This is a genomic window from Roseovarius sp. AK1035 (assembly GCF_003288315.1).
Classification (GTDB): Bacteria; Pseudomonadota; Alphaproteobacteria; order Rhodobacterales; family Rhodobacteraceae; genus Roseovarius; species Roseovarius mucosus_A.
The window spans coordinates 1,183,727-1,200,440 of record NZ_CP030099.1; the positions used below are offsets into that span (position 1 = coordinate 1,183,727).

General features: G+C 57.4%; 19 protein-coding genes and 1 tRNA gene. 6 read left to right on the forward strand and 14 right to left on the reverse strand.

The features are described from left to right. From RAK1035_RS05705 to msrB, 3 genes are read right to left on the reverse strand one after another with little or no spacing between them, the layout of a single operon-like run. Positions 1-921, reverse strand: a complete 921-nt coding sequence (locus RAK1035_RS05705) for a DMT family transporter (RefSeq protein WP_037298676.1) — start codon at positions 919-921, stop codon at positions 1-3. A 30-nt stretch (positions 922-951) separates the two neighbouring features. Continuing rightward, on the reverse strand, positions 952-1,464 hold the full coding sequence (msrA, locus tag RAK1035_RS05710; protein WP_008282808.1) for a peptide-methionine (S)-S-oxide reductase MsrA: 513 nt from the start codon (positions 1,462-1,464) through the stop codon (positions 952-954). Further along, positions 1,461-1,910: a peptide-methionine (R)-S-oxide reductase MsrB gene (gene msrB / locus RAK1035_RS05715; protein ID WP_008282809.1), complete on the reverse strand. Its 450-nt coding sequence runs from the start codon at positions 1,908-1,910 to the stop codon at positions 1,461-1,463. Before msrB ends, msrA begins: the two co-directional genes overlap by 4 nt. A 121-nt stretch (positions 1,911-2,031) precedes the next feature. Here msrB and RAK1035_RS05720 point away from each other — a divergent pair, with 121 nt between their 5' ends. Next, a complete protein-coding gene (locus RAK1035_RS05720) occupies positions 2,032-2,550 on the forward strand; it encodes a glutathione peroxidase (RefSeq protein ID WP_037298677.1) in 519 nt (172 codons plus the stop codon). Positions 2,551-2,864: 314 nt separating this feature from the next. On the opposite strand, the gene pnp is transcribed toward RAK1035_RS05720, so the two are convergent. The 5 genes from pnp to RAK1035_RS05745 form a co-directional block, all read right to left on the reverse strand. Continuing rightward, positions 2,865-5,006 (reverse strand): polyribonucleotide nucleotidyltransferase, encoded by a 2,142-nt coding sequence (pnp, locus tag RAK1035_RS05725; protein WP_008282811.1) that lies wholly within the window; start codon positions 5,004-5,006, stop codon positions 2,865-2,867. 171 nt (positions 5,007-5,177) lie between these two features. Then, complete coding sequence (gene rpsO, locus RAK1035_RS05730; protein ID WP_008282812.1) at positions 5,178-5,447, reverse strand: 30S ribosomal protein S15; 270 nt, start codon at positions 5,445-5,447, stop codon at positions 5,178-5,180. A gap of 155 nt (positions 5,448-5,602) precedes the next feature. After that, positions 5,603-6,595, reverse strand: a complete 993-nt coding sequence (locus RAK1035_RS05735; protein WP_008282813.1) for a calcium-binding protein — start codon at positions 6,593-6,595, stop codon at positions 5,603-5,605. A gap of 83 nt (positions 6,596-6,678) precedes the next feature. Next, positions 6,679-7,626, reverse strand: a complete 948-nt coding sequence (locus tag RAK1035_RS05740) for an NAD(P)-dependent oxidoreductase (protein WP_008282814.1) — start codon at positions 7,624-7,626, stop codon at positions 6,679-6,681. 107 nt (positions 7,627-7,733) lie between these two features. Further along, complete coding sequence (locus RAK1035_RS05745; RefSeq protein ID WP_008282815.1) at positions 7,734-8,759, reverse strand: LacI family DNA-binding transcriptional regulator; 1,026 nt, start codon at positions 8,757-8,759, stop codon at positions 7,734-7,736. A gap of 147 nt (positions 8,760-8,906) precedes the next feature. Between RAK1035_RS05745 and RAK1035_RS05750 the strand changes: the two genes are divergently transcribed. The 4 genes from RAK1035_RS05750 (at position 8,907) to RAK1035_RS05765 (ending at position 12,281) form a co-directional block, all read left to right on the forward strand. Next, positions 8,907-8,983: transfer RNA gene (locus tag RAK1035_RS05750), tRNA-Arg, on the forward strand. Positions 8,984-9,212: 229 nt separating this feature from the next. Next, a complete protein-coding gene (locus RAK1035_RS05755) occupies positions 9,213-10,136 on the forward strand; it encodes an SGNH/GDSL hydrolase family protein (protein ID WP_198133615.1) in 924 nt (307 codons plus the stop codon). Then, positions 10,133-11,974 carry a carbamoyltransferase family protein gene (locus tag RAK1035_RS05760; RefSeq protein WP_008282817.1) on the forward strand — a complete coding sequence of 614 codons (1,842 nt, stop codon included), beginning with the start codon at positions 10,133-10,135 and terminating at the stop codon, positions 11,972-11,974. The genes RAK1035_RS05755 and RAK1035_RS05760 overlap by 4 nt, the downstream gene beginning before the upstream one ends. Continuing rightward, complete coding sequence (locus RAK1035_RS05765; RefSeq protein WP_037298678.1) at positions 11,961-12,281, forward strand: hypothetical protein; 321 nt, start codon at positions 11,961-11,963, stop codon at positions 12,279-12,281. The genes RAK1035_RS05760 and RAK1035_RS05765 overlap by 14 nt, the downstream gene beginning before the upstream one ends. A gap of 57 nt (positions 12,282-12,338) precedes the next feature. On the opposite strand, the gene RAK1035_RS05770 is transcribed toward RAK1035_RS05765, so the two are convergent. The 3 genes from RAK1035_RS05770 to RAK1035_RS05780 form a co-directional block, all read right to left on the reverse strand. Further along, positions 12,339-12,965, reverse strand: a complete 627-nt coding sequence (locus tag RAK1035_RS05770) for a phage tail protein (RefSeq protein ID WP_008282819.1) — start codon at positions 12,963-12,965, stop codon at positions 12,339-12,341. A 57-nt stretch (positions 12,966-13,022) separates the two neighbouring features. Then, positions 13,023-13,646, reverse strand: coding sequence for a phage tail protein (locus RAK1035_RS05775; protein WP_008282820.1), 624 nt, complete (start codon positions 13,644-13,646; stop codon positions 13,023-13,025). An 81-nt stretch (positions 13,647-13,727) separates the two neighbouring features. Next, entirely contained in the window at positions 13,728-14,351 is a 624-nt protein-coding gene (locus RAK1035_RS05780) for a phage tail protein (protein WP_083803352.1), read from the reverse strand. A 165-nt stretch (positions 14,352-14,516) separates the two neighbouring features. On the opposite strand from RAK1035_RS05780, the gene RAK1035_RS05785 reads away from it, so the two are divergent. Continuing rightward, the gene (locus RAK1035_RS05785; RefSeq protein ID WP_162655203.1) at positions 14,517-15,440 is read left to right on the forward strand and encodes a sulfotransferase family protein; all 924 of its coding nucleotides are present in this window, start codon (positions 14,517-14,519) and stop codon (positions 15,438-15,440) included. A gap of 97 nt (positions 15,441-15,537) precedes the next feature. On the opposite strand, the gene RAK1035_RS05790 is transcribed toward RAK1035_RS05785, so the two are convergent. Genes RAK1035_RS05790 through RAK1035_RS05800 form a run of 3 tightly spaced genes read right to left on the reverse strand, consistent with a single transcriptional unit; the run spans position 15,538 to position 16,701 of the window. Beyond that, positions 15,538-15,933, reverse strand: a complete 396-nt coding sequence (locus RAK1035_RS05790; RefSeq protein WP_008281175.1) for a Na+/H+ antiporter subunit G — start codon at positions 15,931-15,933, stop codon at positions 15,538-15,540. Between the two features lie 10 nt (positions 15,934-15,943). After that, complete coding sequence (locus RAK1035_RS05795) at positions 15,944-16,213, reverse strand: K+/H+ antiporter subunit F (RefSeq protein ID WP_008281177.1); 270 nt, start codon at positions 16,211-16,213, stop codon at positions 15,944-15,946. Then, positions 16,210-16,701, reverse strand: coding sequence for a Na+/H+ antiporter subunit E (locus tag RAK1035_RS05800; protein ID WP_008281179.1), 492 nt, complete (start codon positions 16,699-16,701; stop codon positions 16,210-16,212). The genes RAK1035_RS05795 and RAK1035_RS05800 overlap by 4 nt, the downstream gene beginning before the upstream one ends. Positions 16,702-16,714 lie beyond the last annotated feature (13 nt).

Genomic DNA, 16,714 nt, shown 5'->3' on the forward strand with positions numbered 1-16,714 from the left:
CTATTCTGGAGTACGGGCAGAGCGCGCTTTGTTGCGCCTTATGCCCAATTGCCGCTCGCGCCAGATGATGAGAATTCCCGCCAGAATAACCAGTGATGCGCCTGTCAGCATGGCGCGCGTTGGCACTTCGTCAAAGATGAAATAGCCAATGCCAAGCGCAAACAGGATCGAGGCATAGTCGAACGGAGCCACTACGCTGGCGTCGGCAAAGCGATACGAGGAGGTCAGAAAGATCTGGCCCAACCCGCCAAGCAACCCCGCCAGAACAAGCAGCCCGATCTCCGGTCCGGTCGGCATGACCCAGCCGAACGGAATAGTCAGAAAGGACAGCACCGTCGACGTGACCGAGAAATAGAACACAATCGCGCTGGTTTCTTCGGTTTGGACCAGTTTGCGCACATAAATCTGCGCAAGCGCCGCACAGATTGCCCCCGTCAGGGCCAGCATCGCGCCGACCGCTTGCACGGTCTCTACTGTTGGCCCGCTCAGTGCCGTCAGGCGTGGTGCCAAAACGATCAGCACCCCCCCAAGACCAAGCGCTACCGCGCCAATCCGGACAACGCCGACCTGCTCGTTGAGAAACATCGCTGCAAAAACCACAACCAAAAGCGGCGCGGCATACCCAAGCGCCGTCACCTCGGGTAGCGGCAGCATGCCCAAGGCGGCGAAACTAAGCCCCATTGCGGCTGTGCCTACAAAGCCCCGCCAAAAATGATTGAGTGGCGAAGTGGCCTTGAGCCCTGTGCGCAGATCCCCTCTCAGCGTCAACCACACGAGAATCACTGGGATGGCAAAGAACGAGCGAAAAAACACGGCTTCGCCCGGCGGCACATGCGCCGCCGTGGCCTTGATCAGCGATGACATGGTGATGAAGAGCATCACCGAAATGAGTTTGAGCGATATTCCCGTCAGAGGGCGCATGGTCTTGGCTCCAACACCCTCTGTCCGGTGTTAAGCGTCGGTTTCTGCGGCCTTTCGGGGCAGCACCCAATCCGCGCGTGGGAAGTGACAAGTATAGCCCTGAGGGAAGCGTTTGAGATAATCCTGATGCTCTGGCTCCGCCTCCCAGAACTCTCCAACTGGCTCCACCTCTGTCACCACTTTGCCGGGCCAAATGCCGCTGGCCTCGACATCGGCAATCGTGCGCAGCGCTTCGGCCTTTTGCGCATCATTGCAATAGTAGATAGCAGACCGATAGCTGAGCCCGATATCATTGCCCTGCCGGTTCATCGTGGTCGGATCATGGATCTGAAAGAAGAACTCGAGCAACCGGCGATAGCTGATGCGCGCCGGATCAAAGAAAATCTCGATTCCTTCTGCATGGGTTCCGTGATTGCGATAGGTCGCATTCGCCACATCCCCGCCCGTATACCCCACGCTGGTTGAGATTACGCCGGGCAGCTTGCGGATCAGATCCTGCATGCCCCAGAAACAACCCCCCGCCAAAACAGCGCGTTCGCTCATGTCACATCCTCCACCTGATCGAGATACGCCCCGTATCCCTCTGCTTCCATGTCGTCACGATGTATGAATCGCAGGCTCGCTGAGTTGATGCAATAGCGCAAGCCCCCGCGGTCGCGCGGACCGTCTGGAAAAACATGACCAAGATGGCTGTCGCCATGAGCGCTGCGCACTTCGGTCCGGATCATGCCAAGGGTGAAATCATGCAACTCCTTGACATGCGCAGGCTCCAGCGGCTTGGTAAAGCTGGGCCAGCCGCAACCGGACTCGTATTTATCCGAACTGGCAAAAAGCGGCTCCCCGCTTACGACATCCACGTAAATCCCCGGCTCTTTGTTGTGCAGGTATTTGCCGGTTCCGGGATGCTCCGTTCCGTTCTTTTGTGTTATCCGGAATTGCTCGGGGCTGAGGGCCGCGATTTTTTCCGACGTCTTGAGATATTGGGTCAAGTCTGCGCCTCCTGTGATAGATCCATGGTAACAGATGGATCTTCGCTGCGAAAATCAAATACCTGACGTGGTGATCCGAAGCCGAGCGTGTCGCGTACTCTTACCAAAGCAGGAGGATACCATGCGTGTCATCGCGATCATACTTGCGTCCCTTATTTCGGTACCAGCCATGGCGCTCGATCTAGACGCGCCTTTTGGCAATATTGACGGCGGTGAAATTCGCCTCTCTGAGTGGGCGGGGCAACCTGTTCTTGTGGTCAACACCGCCTCGCGCTGTGGCTTTACCCCTCAATACGACGGGCTTCAGGCCCTCTATGATCAGTACCGTGACCGTGGCCTTGTTGTGCTTGCGGTGCCGTCGGATGACTTTAGGCAAGAGCTGTCGAGCGAGGCAGAGGTTAAGGAATTTTGCGAGGTAAACTTTGGCCTCGACATTCCAATGACGACGATCACCTCGGTGCGCGGCGAGGCGGTGCACCCCTTCTATGCGTCGGTTCTGGCCGAGACCGGTTTTGCGCCAACGTGGAACTTCAACAAGGTATTGATAGCCCCTGATGGCCGTGTTGCTGGCACGTGGGGCTCTACCACGCGCCCAACCTCCGGTCAGATCACGGAAAAGATTGAGGCGATGCTCAACTAACTGGGCCGCAAATCACGCGCAACTGGTGCCGATTGCCCTGAAATGCAAAACCCCGGTGTTTCCACCGGGGCGCGCATTGGCGTGCAAGAACGTGAGTGATGGCACAGCCAATTACAAAACAACAGAGACCAGAGCACAAGTATACCTATCCACATGGATACATATCGCAGAAACCACGCCGTCATTCATGGGGAATAAATCAGGTTAAAGGCCCGTATGGAAAACCTTACCTTTGCGCCGCCGTTGGCCAGATTGAAAAAAGAGAGGCCCCAGTGTTCCCACCGGGGCCTCCTTTCACGTCTTGAGATGCCTTCTTACTCGGCTTCTTTTTCACCCTTCTCAGGCACGATTTCTTCGCCAGTGACCTGATCGACAACTTTCATCGACAGACGCACCTTGCCGCGATCGTCAAAGCCCAAGAGTTTGACCTTTACGTCCTGCCCTTCCTTGAGCACATCGCTCGGATGGTTCAGGCGTCGGTTCTCGATCTGGCTGACATGCACCAGACCGTCCCGCTTGCCAAAGAAATTGACGAAAGCGCCAAAATCCACAAGTTTGACGACCTTGCCGTCATAGACCTTGCCCTCTTCCGGCTCGGCCACGATCGACCAGATCATGTCATAGGCTTTCTTGATCGACTCTCCGTTCGGCGATGCGATCTTAATGATGCCTTCGTCGTTGATATCGACCTTGGCGCCAGACACCTCGACGATCTCGCGGATCACCTTGCCGCCCGACCCGATGACTTCACGGATCTTGTCGGTGGGAATCTGCATGGTCTCGATACGCGGTGCGTGTACGCTGAACTCTGCCGCGCCCGAGAGCGCCTTGTTCATTTCACCAAGGATGTGCAAACGCCCGGCTTTCGCCTGTTCCAGCGCCTTTTTCATGATCTCAGGTGTAATGCCTGCGACCTTGATATCCATCTGAAGCGAGGTGATACCGTCTGCGGTGCCAGCCACCTTGAAATCCATATCGCCCAGGTGATCTTCATCCCCCAGAATATCCGACAGGATCGCAAAAGAGCCGTCTTCTTCCAGAACAAGACCCATGGCCACACCGGCCACGGATGTCTTGAGCGGCACGCCCGCATCCATCATCGACAGCGACCCGCCACAGACTGACGCCATGGACGAAGAACCGTTCGATTCCGTGATCTCGGACACCAGACGCACGGTATAGGGGAAATCCGTCGCCGGCGGCAGAACCGCCTGAAGCGCGCGCCACGCGAGTTTGCCGTGACCGATTTCACGACGTCCCGGTGCCCCGACCCGCCCAGCTTCGCCCACCGAATAGGGGGGGAAGTTATAATGCAGCAGGAAGTTGGATTTGAAATTGCCGTGCAGCGCGTCGATGAACTGTTCATCATCGCCGGTGCCGAGGGTGGTCACAACCAGTGCCTGCGTTTCGCCACGCGTGAACAGCGACGAGCCATGGGTCCGCGGCAAGAGGCCGGTTTCGCATACGATGGGACGGATTTCATCCAAACGACGCCCGTCGATCCGGTTGCCATTCTTGACAACGTCACCGCGCAGAACCGTCGATTCCAGCTTCTTGAACGCCGAACCAAGGTTCTGATCCTCAAGCTGCTCATCGCTCAGCTTGGCCTTGATCGCCTCGCGGGCAGCGGAAATCGCATGGGTGCGCTCCTGCTTGTCGCGAATGGCAAAGGCGGCGCGCATCTGCTCTTCACCGGCTGCTTTCACAGCCGCATAAAGATCAGAGTAATCCGGCGGTGTGAAATTGAACGGCTCTTTGGCACAGTCTTCGGCCAACGAGATGATAAGATCGCAAACCGGCTTGAGCTGTTCATGCGCAAAGGTGACCGCGCCCAGCATTTCCTCTTCGGTCAGCTCATAGGCCTCGGATTCCACCATCATCACGGCATCTTTGGTGCCTGCGACAACCAGATCGAGACGCTGCTCGGGGTTGTTGCGCAGATCGTGCATGTCGTCGATTTCGGGGTTGAGGATATATTCCCCGTCCACAAAACCCACACGGCACCCTGCAATCGGGCCCATGAAGGGCGCGCCCGAAATCGTCAGCGCCGCAGAGGTTGCGATCAAGGCCACGATATCGGGATCATTCACCAGATCGTGGCTCAGCACGGTGCACATTACCAGCGTTTCATGTTTGAAACCCGGCACAAACAGCGGGCGGATCGGACGGTCGATCAAGCGTGCGGTCAGCGTCTCTTTCTCAGAGGGGCGCGCTTCGCGCTTGAAAAAGCCGCCGGGCACCTTGCCTGCGGCATAGTATTTCTCTTGATAATGCACGGTCAGCGGAAAGAAATCCTGACCGGGTTTTGCCTCTTTGGCAAAGGTCACATTGGCCATGACCGAGGTCTCGCCAAGCGTGGCAATCACAGTCCCATCCGCCTGACGGGCGATTTTGCCAGTTTCCAGAGTGAGGGTTTCCTCCCCCCACTGCATCGATTTTTTCGTCTCTTTGAACATCACGTTTCCTAAGTTGGCCGGTCCGGGCGTATCCCGTCGGGCCCATTTGCATCCGGGGCCGCATTGCCCCGCGGCTTTTGGTTCTTCATCCTGCTCTCTCGGCAAAGCCAAACCGGGACAGCAATCGGATCATACGAAAACCGCGCCCTATTGGGGGCGCGGTATTTTGTCTTAGCGGCGGATGCCGAGGCGCTTGATGAGGTCCTGATAGCGGGCCTCATTCTTGCCCTTGAGGTAATCCAGCAGCTTGCGGCGCTGTGCGACCATCATCAAGAGACCACGACGACCATGGTTGTCTTTCTTGTGGGTCTTGAAATGCTCGGTCAGCGTGGTGATACGCGAGGTCAGGATTGCAATCTGCACTTCGGGCGAACCGGTGTCGCCTTCTTTGGTTGCGAATTCCTTGATAACGCGGTCTTTTTCTGCGGCAGTAATCGACATCGGGGTCTCCTTGCATAAAAGTGTCGGGCACAAGCCGGGATGTCGTCCAGCAAGGTCCATGGAACACCCTTGGGACCGTGCCCAAAGGATACGCGCGTATAGGGGAAAACGCCTGAAATGGAAAGCGTGAATCGCGATGTGCCGTTTGTCTGCGGCTAGAGACCGCGGATCATCGGCAGAGCCTCGCGTGGCAAGAGCGCGATGTGATCAAGGGTCAGGCCCGTGGCATTGCCAATCGTCGCAATCCGGACCCCGTTCAGCAACACGGCTTGCGATGTCCCTCCCTCTGGCTCCGGTTCAAGGCTCAGGCTTGGTTCGTCGCCAGCTTGCGCATCGTAGAATACGATCAGCCGGTCCTCTTCGGGTTGAAAATCAACGATTTCTACCGCCTGACCTTCTTCGATCCAATCCCCCAGTAGCACCGTATCGGCACCTGCCCCGGTGGTCACCAGATCACCATGACCAGCAAGGATAAGATCGTCACCGGAGCCGCCATTCAGAAAGTCGCGCGCGTCGCTGTCATCAAGCGTGGGCGTTGCGGTGTCATCGACCAGCCCGACCAGCACATCATCGCCCCAACCGCCAAACAGCGTGTCCTGCCCGAGCCCCCCCTGCAACGTGTCATCGCCGATATCGCCATGCAGCGCATCGTGGCCCGCATCCCCGCGCAACAGATCATTTCCGGCGCTACCGACCAGACTGTCATCGCCATCGCCGCCAGAGAGTTCATCCGCGTCATTGTGGCCATAGAGAGTATCTGCGCCCTCTCCGCCAAAGAGGGAATCCATCCCGTCGCCACCATGGAGCGTGTCATCGCCGGCATCTCCGGAAATCCGATCACTGCCGAGGCCACCAAGCAGGCTGTCATCCCCCATGCCGCCGAAAATCGTATCGTCCGACCCCTGCCCGTGGAGCTGATCGCCACCCTTGGTTCCGGTCAGCGTCTCTGCCTCGGGCGTCCCGTTGATAATCTCGCCCATGCCGATGGGCGCATCCTGCCCAAATATACCATCAAGCAGACGAGGCCCCTCGTTGTCACTCTCCGACTGGTCGCCCTCGTCCTCAGGCTCGTCGGTCGCAGGCTGAAGGCCGACGAACGCCGCCGCCCCAACCGCGACCATCCCCAAAAGACTCGCAAACATCAACATTGCACGCCACTCACTAGACCCGCAACGATTAGACGCCCGGCGCGCCCATCTGGCAAATCTTTCCTGTAACCGTGGTTAACCGTCTACCGCCCCGGTGGCACTACCTCATAGCCCTGTTCCTCGGGCTCGTCGTCGACCATCTCGGCCGGAAAGCCGGGCGCACGAATGTCGAGGCCGGTCGCCTCTTCCAGTCGCCGAATGATGTCATCTGACTGCGCACGTGCGCCATAACGCCGGATACCGTCATCAAAGATCGATATCATCAGCGGCGAAATCTCGAGCGGGACGCCCGCGTCATCGGCAATCTTTTGAAACAGGCCGATGTCTTTCTTCACCAGGTCCATGGTAAAGCTGATGTCGCGGCTGCCGTTCAGGATCACCTGACTTTCGGTCTCATGCACAAAGGACGTGCCGGAACTGATCTTGATCGCTTCATAAGTAGTCGCAAGGTCCAGCCCCGCGCCCTTCATCGTCACCATCGCCTCACACAGCGTCAGAAGATTGGCGGTCGCCAGATAATTCGTCATCACCTTGAGCAAAGAGGCGCTACCGATCTCGCCCGTATGCAAGAGCCGCCGACCCAAGGTTTTCAAGAGCGGCAGAATCCGTTCAAACGTGGCGCGGTCGCAGCCCGCAAAGATCGAGATATTGCCGGTATCGGCCCGGTGGCACCCACCTGAAACCGGACAATCCACCGCCGCCCCGCCTGCCGCGATCACAAGCCCGCCCAAACGGCGGATTTCATCGGCATCGGTGGTGGACATCTCCATCCAGATCTTGCCAGGCCCGACCTCTGGCAGCATCTGCTGCATTACCGCATCCGACGCCGCGGGCGACGGCAGACAGGTGATCACCACCTCGCAGTCGCGCATCATCTGTGCCGGGCTTGTGGCTGCCTTGGCCCCGCGCGCGACAAAATCACTGACCAGATCCGCGTTCAGGTCATGCACTGTCAGATCATGGCCATTGCGCAGCAGACTGCCCGACAGTTTGCCGCCCACATTGCCCAGCCCGATGAAACCGATCTTCATGTTTTTTTATCCTCTCCCTGCGCCGCTCTTTGGACGACTCCGCGCAGCCTTTTGCGATTCGGTTCCGAATTGCAAAGCCATTTGCGACAGTTTCAGGCAAAAGATGATCAGCGCCGCCGCAATGTATCGCCAAGGCTCAGCGTCGGCTCGAGCGTGATGCGCACCGGGGCACTATCCTCGGGGTTTGACGCGCGGGCCGCGATGATCTCGGCGGCACGCCGCCCGATCTCCAGCCGGCAGGCGTCCATCGTTGCAAGTGCCCGCGGCAACCCTTCCAACAGTTCGACGCCATTAAAGCCAGCGAGCCCCATATCATTGGGAATGTCGATCCCCTGCTCTAACAGATAGAGCAGCCCGCCCGCCCCAATCATGTCGTTGGAATAATAGAGGAAATCCAGATCCGGTGTACGCCGTAGCATCTCAGCGGTCATTTCCCGCCCCTTGAGCAGCGCTGATCCACCCGAGTAAAACTCGTGATCCGCCATCTCGATCCCAGCCTTGGCCAGAGCTTCGGTAAATCCCTCAAAGCGTTTGCGCGCTCTGTGGTCGAGTGGCATCTTGGTGCCCATGAACCCGATCCGCCGATAGCCTGCCTTGATGATAGCTTGCGCCATCTGCTGCCCGGCGCGCCGGTGTGAAATCCCCACGACCGAGTCAATCGGTGTGCCGTCCACATCCATGATCTCGACCACGGGAATCCCGCTTGCCCGCAACATGGCGCGGCTTGCATCCGAATGCTCCAGCCCTGCGATGATCACGCCAGACGGGCGCCAGGACAGCATTTCGTAGAGGACTTTTTCCTCTTTCTCAGGCCGATATCCTGTCAGCCCGACCACGGGTTGCAACTCGGTTTCCTCAAGAACCCGGCTAATTCCGGTCATCACCTCGGGAAAAACCATGTTCGACATCGACGGAATGATAACCGCAACAAGATTGACGCGCTGACTGGCCAAAGCCCCCGCAATTTTGTTGGGCACGTATCCTAACCGCTTGGCCGCTTCGAGCACCCGTTGCCGCGTGCCCTCCGAAACATCGCCCTTATTGCGCAGAACGCGGCTTACCGTCATTTCAGACACGCCCGCGGCCTCGGACACGTCGCGAAGGGTCAGGGGATGTCTGTCATGCTGGGTCACGGAGGGATGTCCACAAGGTCCTACGCCTTTGTTACCGCGAACACCCTGACAGGATCAAGCTGCCTGCGTGAATCCACGGCAAAACACGCTGACAGGGAAATCGGACGATGACAAAGGCCCTCGCTCGCGCTAATCAGTTCCCCGCGTGGCCCCGTGGCTCAACAGGATAGAGCAGCCCCCTCCTAAGGGGCAGGTTGCAGGTTCGAATCCTGCCGGGGTCACCACAAAACCAATGAAATATTGTTCTCTCCGGAGGTATTGCAGGAGTGCATAAAGCGCTCCATGATTTTTTGCGTCGAATTCAGCTAAAAGCGGTGGACTGTGGTACATAACTTGTAAAAGTTGAGCCGTCACAAGGATCAGCAGCGTTGCGAACGAATGCGCTAAAGGCTGCGTTCGGGATATGGGGATCTGGCCGATTAACTTTGGAAAGCCTGAAATTTGACCTTATGAGTGGCGACACAAGACGAGCAGCGATACAATCACATCATGCCATTTTCCCATCTTGAAACACGCAAAATCGTGAGCAAGCCCCGGCTCATGTTTCGCCCGGATCCCGTTTTGGGTTGGCGGCTGTCGCCCGAACATACGGTCCGTGTGGCGTTTCGCAGTGGCATTTTTCAGAACATTGCGGCTGATGGCTGGCGTTATGTCCCTGGATCCCAGACCGCGCAGGGACCGCGTGTCGCAATTTATGGCTGCTCGTTTACCTATGGCACCGGTTTGTCGGATGATGAAACCTTTACCGCCCTCCTCCAGCGCGACATGCTAGGTGTCCAGATTTTGAATCGTGGCATTGGCGGGCATGGTACTGTGCAGAACCTTCTGCAGCTACGTCGTGACATTGCCGCAGGAACAATGGATGCCGCCGTTTTCGCCATGATCAGCGATCATCGGTTTCGCAACATCGCCCATCCACAACGCATGCGGCAGTATCTCAGCGAAGATTGGTATAAATTGAGGGTCGAACATGTGCCCGTTGCGCGATTTGATGGAAAGGGCCAGATTCAGATCGTGTATCGCGAGATTTGGCAACCGGCGCTGCGTGACGTTGAATTCGGAGTTTTTCTACCGGATGACCATATGATCAACCTTGCCACATGTGCAGTGCTCGGCATGGTCTGCGAGACGGCCAAGGCGGCAAGCATTCCTTTGCAGATTGTCCTGCTGGATGCGCTGGACCCCGATTTTAACTCCGCTGTTTTCAGCCGGTTTCCAGAAGCTACCGATATTTCAAATCCTCACGACCGGGATCACACATTTCTGCCACGGGATATTCACCCAAACGCCAGAGCCAACAGCCTGTTTGCTGATCGGCTGCAGCCGCTCATCAGGCGGCTGATTGGCGCGGATCTCGGCCGTCGGAGCGACCCGTGACCGCCCCCCGTTACACGCTTGGCATCTCGTCGCATTTCCACGATTCTGCGGCGGCGCTCGTGCAGGGCACACACATCCTTGCCGCCGCGCAGGAAGAGCGCTTCACCCGGCGAAAGGCTGATTGGCAGTTTCCTATAAACGCAATCACCTATTGTTTGTCGCAGCTTCCGGAAGGCGCGTCGCTTGATCGCGTCGCCTATTATGAGGATCCCGGACTCAAACTGCGGCGCATTCTGCAATCCGCTCAAACCCGGCTTCCGACCGGTGCGCGGCTCTGGCCGCGGATGGTGGAAACCCTGCGAAGCCTTGCAGAAGAGCTGCCGATGCAATTGAGGAAGATCGCCGAGGATACAGACCGAATAATCTTTGTCCCGCATCACCGATCACATGCTGCGTCGGCGTTCTATCCTGCGCCCTTTGCCGAGGCGGCAGTGCTGGTGTTGGATGGGGTCGGTGAATATTCCACCACGACACTTTGGTCAGGCAAGGCCACAGGGTTAAAGGCCGAGGCAGAAATCAGCTTTCCGCACTCACTCGGTCTCTTTTATAGCGCGTTTACGCAATACTGCGGCTTCAAGGTAAATTCTGGCGAATATAAACTGATGGGCCTCGCCCCCTTTGGCACGCCCGAATTCCGCCAAAAGATCCTTGATGAGCTGATCGAGCTGCAACCTGACGGTAGCTTTGCCCTCAACATGGCATATTTCGACTTTGACCGGGGGCTGAGTACCACATCGCCGCTTTTTGAAATGCTGTTTGGTCAACCGCAGCGCAAAGAGTCTGATCCGATGACACAGGTCCACATGAACCTCGCCGCCTCTGCCCAAGCGGTGCTGGAAGAGGCGGTGTTGGCCCTTGCCAAAACCGCTTTGGACCGTGCGCAAAGCACGAACCTCTGCCTTGCGGGGGGTGTTGCGCTGAATTGTGTGGCCAATAGTCGGCTGATCCGCGACCTGCCCGGCCTTCGCAATCTCTGGATTCAGCCTGCATCCGGTGACGCGGGCGGTGCCTTGGGCGCGGCGCTAGAAGTGGCGCGCGATGACGCTGCAACCGAGGCGCAGCCTATTCCAAACGATACCATGGCAGGCGGCTTTCTTGGGCCACAGTTCACCGATGCTGACATCTGCGCGGCGTTAGAGACTGCGGGATTAGTCTATCAGCAGCTGCCCGAGCCAACGACCTATGCCGATACGGTCGCACAGGCGCTGGCCGAGGGGCAGATTGTCGGTCATTTTCATGGGCGGATGGAATTCGGACCGCGTGCTTTGGGGAACCGCTCGATCCTTGCCGATCCGCGCGGCAAGGACACGTTAAGCCGCGTTAACAAATCAATTAAATTCCGTGAAGACTGGCGTCCCTTCGCCCCTATCGTGCTGGCCGATCAGGCGCCCCTCTATTTTGAGGACCCAACCGATAGCCCCTATATGTTGCTTGTCGCGCAACTCAGGCCGGAATTTTCCGGAAAAACTACCTTGTCAGACGCACGTGGGCGCGGCTTGCACAGCCCGATGCAATTGCAGAACGCCGTTGTCAGCGATTTTGCCGCCGTCACCCATGTGGATTTCAGCGCGAGGTTGCAGACCGTAACACCCGGTATTGGCACACGGGCAGGTGCGATCCTCGCTGCGTTCCATGCGATGACTGGTTGTCCGATGCTGCTCAACACCTCGTTCAACGTACGTGGGGAACCGATCATCTGTAGCCCCAAGGACGCTATTGACTGTTTTCTCAACACCCATCTGGACCTTCTTGCCATCGGCGGGGTGATCGTTCGAAAATCTGCCCAGCCGGATTGGGTTCACAAGAAAATAGGGAGGATGCACTTTGCCGCAGATTGACCACCCTGAGTTTCTAGAGCGGATGATGACCCTTCTTGGTGCGCATCCGGTAGAGGGCCCCGTCGAAACAGCGGGCCTTGTACCGCCAATGGCAGAGCTGAATGCCGCCCCGCGTCCTTTTGCAGAGGTTTACGGTGCTGAGGGACTGCTTGCGCAGACAGCCATCCGTGCCATGGAGGACGGCGAGCAGAGCATGGCGGCCTTGCTCAGCGCCCTGCAGGTCGCGCTTGAGAATGGTCGGCTCGATCTCGCGCCCCCTGATAAACCTGCGCCCCGTTTGGGCGGGTTTGTCTATCCGGTCGTCTAAGGACATTCTTGCCCCCTGCGGCGGATATCTCCCGCCGCAAGAGGTGTATTAGTGCGCCTAACTGCGCGATGGAAATACGCCCTCAAGGGCGATGCAATAGCGAATGACCTGCGTTGGGTCCTGCACAGCAACTGGCTGGTTGCCCCCTGAGGGCACGATCATCTGCGGCGACATTTGCACATTGGCGGGTTGGTCCGAATAGATCGTCTCCTGTCCGGAACCACCATCCGGTGCCGCCGCTAGAATCTTGCCCCCCGGTCCGGGGAAATTGCCATCGCTGTTGGTCGCGTTCACCGCGTGGCTATGCGCGGCCAACTGATTTGTGGTCAGTGTCACTGTCTGTTGTCCGCTGCTTTGCCCCCAAGACCGCGGGCTCAGACCGGTGCCGGTGCCTTGGCCAACCGGAATACGACCACGCAAATCCGGCAGGCCAAAGGATACGTTCCCATCGCCACCAAACGTCGTTCCAATCAGGGCAAAGAGTGCACTATTTTCACTGATTGCAAGAAGTTGGCCGTTGGTTTCTGCCCAGCCAGTCGGACAAAAATTGACGATACCCATCGGTGCGATCTCGCCAACATAGGGGTCTGCGTCTGCCAGTGCTGCTTGCGGCGCTGCACATGCGGCAATGCCAAGCCCAATCGCCATCAGCGCGTCACGGGATTTCGTTTTCAAATGTGTCATCAAAGTCTCCAAAGTCTTGATACGGAACGGCAACCTGTCGCTCGTCCAAAGGTGGGATCAATTACGTGATGGGAACGCACCCACTGTGGCAATGCAGTGGTAGAGCGCCAAGGTCGGATCCAGAGTGCTGATCGGGGTGCTTGCCCCGGCGGGGGCGATCATTGCCGCGCTCATCGTGACATTCGGGTTTGCCTGAGAATAAATTGTCTCGTTGCCGCTGCCGCCGGTCGGTGCCGCCGCCAACAGCTTATTCCCCGGACCAGGCAAATCGCCGTCCAGATTGTTCGCCTGCACCGTATGGCTATGCTGCGGCATCGTTGCCTCTGTCATGACCTTGGTCTCAGAGCCAAACCTTTGCCCCGCCAGCCGTGGTGTCAGGCCGTTCCCGGTTCCTTGGCCCACCGTAATCCGGCCGCGCAGATCCGGCAGGGCAAATGTCGTGATCCCGTCTCCGCCAAATTGCGTGCCGAGTAGGGAAAACAGTGCTTGGTTTTGTGCAATCGGCAACAATTGACCTGCCGCTTCGGACCAACCGCGTGGGCAAAAGTTAAAGCCGACGATCATGATGTCCCCAAGAAAGGGCTCTAATCCAGCCTTTGCTTGGTTCGGCGTGGTGCCAAGGCTCAAAGTCAGGCTCAGGGCTCCCACTGCCGCAAGCATGCTCTTCTTCAAATTCTTCATTGCTGACTCCAAATATTAAAGTTGTGTCTGATATCCGCAAAAAATCGCGCCCGCAGCGTCAGCCGGGGCCTTGGGTTATGCTCAGGGTCGCGACGGAAATACCCCTTGGGTAGCAATGCAATACTGCATCACGAGCGCCGGATCTTCGACATTGAATGGCTGGCTTTGGCCGGAAACGCCGATCATCGGCGGCGCCATCGTGACCGTGGGCCCCTGATCAGAATAGATCGTCTCAGAGCCCACCCCGCTTGGCGGTGCTGCCGCCAAGAGCTTGTTACCCGGTCCCGGTAGATCTCCATCGAGGTTGTTTGCATTCACCGCATGACTATGCAGCGGCATTTGAGCAGCGCTTAGCGTGACAGACTCTGCTCCGGTCATTTCACCTTGGCTGCGCGGTGACAGGCCAAGTCCGGTTCCTTCTCCCATTGCACCCCGACCCCGCAAGTCGGGCAAGCCAAAGGTGCTTGTACCGTTGCCGCCATAGGTTGTTCCAATCAAAGAAAAAAGTGCCGTGTTGCTGGAAATCGCAAGAATTTGTCCTTCCGCACTCATCCAGCCACGCGGACAAAAATTGTAGCCAACAGCAATGATATCCCCAATAAATGGGTTAAGACCGGCCTCTGCCCGATGTGGCACTAGGCTTCCCCCGGCTAGGAGTCCAAGTCCTAGTACCAAAATAGCGGTCGATTTTTTCAGACAATTCATACGACATCTCCAAAAATATGTTAAACTCAAAGTTGAGTATTTAGTGTCTTACGATTCCCAATAAAACGCAAAAACTATTCTTAAGGTTCGGGGCCAAAAAAGCGCCGTTTCAGGCCAAAGGCCTGGTCCGAGATCCGATCGGATGTGGTGCATGACAAGGTTTTGATGACTGACCAAAAATACGGGGTTTCGCACCCACATCTAAGCATCCGTGTCGCAACCCCGCCCGTCACAAATCCGCATGTCGCGATTGGTGGCCTTGGCGGTTCAGGAACGCGGGTATTTGCAGCCACACTCTCCGAAGCGGGTATCCGGCTTGGGGCGCAGCTCAACGTGCCGCTTGATAACCTCTGGTTCACCGTGCTTTTCAAGCGTGCGGATTGGATTCAGCATGGCCCGCCAGCGGCAGAGGTCGAGATAGCCGCAAAGCTTCTGCGACGCGCCATGACAACCGGGCTGTGCGGCACCCTAAGCGTTGAGGAACACGCGCTTCTGATGCGCCTGCGCGATCTGCTTCCGCCAAATGGCCCTTGGCAAAACGGCGCACGCGCAGCGGATGTCGAGAGCCTGATCAATAGTGGTCCACCGCAAGTGGGCAGCGATCAGCCTTGGGGCTGGAAAGAGCCAAACACCCATGTGTTTCTTCCGCATCTCGCCCAAGTCTTCCCTGAATGCCGCTATATTCACGTCGTGCGGGACGGGCTCGACATGGCGTTCAGCAAGAACACATGGCAAGCTCGGCATTGGAGCCATTTGTTCGGTCTGCCACAGGACCCGGATACCTCACTTGCGTTGCATCAGTTGCGCTATTGGATAGCTGCAAATAGCGCAGCAATAGATTTTGGCAGGGCTCACATGCCCGGACGGTTTCTTGTTATGTCATACGAGGCCTATTGCGCTGATCCGGAAAGACACTGGCCACGCCTTCGCCGCTTCTTGGACTTACCAGATCACACGTCACTGCCTGCCAACCTTTTGCGGCCCACCACCATTGGGCGAAGCAAAGAGCATGACATTTCACAGTTTCCGTCTGACGTGGTCACGCGCGCGCGTGACCTACAAGCAGAGATAGATGCGCATCATTTCTAAATGCCGCTGACTGCCTGTAGCTGGGCGTTCTGTGATCTGATCGACGTCGAGAGGAATTCAACAGAGCGCATCGCGGCACGGCCTAAGTGAACGCGCTTTAGCCGTTTTGCGGCCCTGTTGCCTCTGCTTCGATCCGCGCCCGTTCGGCATCGCTCTCATAGCTGGCCCAGGGGCGATCTGTGCCTGTGGGCGGCAGATCACTGGGTTTATGCACCAGATGCAGATGCGTCTTGGCGATGAAATGCCCGGTGATTGGCGCGGTCAGCAATAGAAACAGCGTGATCATCAGTTCATGAAATGAGAACTGCCCCACGACAAAGTAAAAATACATCATTGAGGCAATCAGCGCTCCGCCCACCCCAAGCGTCGTGGCTTTGGTCGGCGCATGCAGGCGCATCATCGGGTCTGGCAGTTTGATTAGCCCAAAAGACCCCACCAAGCCAAACACGCCGCTGATCACCAGACAGGCCGAAATGAGAATGTCTACAACCATGTTCCGCCCCCTATTCGATGATATCGCCGCGCAAGAGAAAGCGCGTGTAAGAAACGGTCGAGATAAAGCCAGTCATGGCAATGATCATCGACACCTCAAAATACATCATTGTGCCTTTGAGAATACCAAACAGCGCCAAGAGCGCGATCATGTTCACCACCATCGTATCCAGCGCCAGAATCCGGTCGCCCACGGTGGGTGAACTGATCACCCGATAGATATTGAGCAGCAATCCCAGACCAAAACAGCCAAAGGCAAAAAACAGCGCATAGTCGATCATTCGAAAATCTCCTTGAGCCGGCGTTCGTAGCGCGCCTTGATGTCATCGCGCACCGCGTCCGGATCGGGCGCATCGAGGCAATGCACGAGCAGGCTGCGACCATCCGCTGACAGGTCGCTTGAGACCGTGCCGGGCGTCATGGTGATCGTGCCTGCCAGCACTGTGATCGCCTCCGGTGTACGCAGATCTAATGGGATCGTGATCCAAGCAGGCTTGGTGTTGGCATTGGCCTTGAACAGAATAATCATGGCAACCTGCACATTGGCCACGCAGATATCCCACAGAACCACCAGCACGAATTCTACAATCCGGGGCAGGCTCGACAGGCGCGGGCGGTTGGGCCAATAGGGCGAGGTGATGATCGGGATGATCAGCCCGAGGATCGTCCCCAAGAGAAGGTTACCAAAGGTCAGCTTGTTCACCATCATCTGCCAGACCACGATCAGGGTCAGCGTCAGGAACGGATGGGGCAGGATCTTGCGCAGCATCGTCTTTCCTCCC